Consider the following 735-nt stretch of genomic DNA (forward strand, 5'->3'; position numbering starts at 1 on the left):
GGGAATCCCTCTCTAAACTCTAACAATAAAGCTATGGACAAGAAGAAAAAGATATTATTTATTTCGGGAGGGGTGTTAACCACAGGGGCAATAGTAACCACAATTGTAATGATTCGCAGACGAAACAAACGCAAGCGTGGGCTATTGCCTCCTCGTGGTTCAAACATTTTGACTACCAACAGTAACGAACTGCCCTCAAACTTTCAGAATTGGAACGGTGGCAATACCTATCTCTCAAATGCACCCAGGGGCATACGAAACAACAATCCGGGAAACCTGATTTTCACCAATATCAAATGGAACGGGAAACTGCCCAAAGAGCAAAATAAGGACAGACGTTTTGAAATGTTTATTGCTCCGGTTTATGGTGTTCGAGCCATGATTAAAGACCTCAAGCATGATATTGAAAAGGGCAAAAACACAGTACCGTTATTGGTCGAGGAATATGCACCCCGATTTGAAAACAATACAGACCATTATATCCAAACGGTTTGTAAGGATTTAAAGGTCAGCAAGAGTGCAAAGCTCCTGCCTACAAAAAACACACTTCGCTTATTGGTGCTTTCAATGACAAAGGTTGAGACTGGCGGTAATTACGTCTCCAACCAATTGTTTGAGCAAGCCTACGCATTGATTTAGAAATTAAAAGACTTTAGATATGGGAACGATAAAAATGTTTAGGGGAACAACCCCACCGTTATTGAAAAAAGGCGAATGGGCTTCGGATGGCCAGTA

At 41.5% G+C, this 735-nt stretch carries 1 protein-coding gene; it reads left to right on the top strand.

Going from position 1 to position 735, the window contains the following annotated elements; all coding sequences use genetic code 11:
• On the top strand, positions 1–639 hold a 639-nt coding region (locus OM075_RS26650), incomplete at its 5' end, for a hypothetical protein (protein ID WP_301193341.1).
• Positions 640–735 lie beyond the last annotated feature (96 nt).

Source organism: Plebeiibacterium sediminum (assembly GCF_026013605.1).
GTDB classification, from domain to species: Bacteria; Bacteroidota; Bacteroidia; order Bacteroidales; family Marinilabiliaceae; genus Saccharicrinis; species Saccharicrinis sediminus.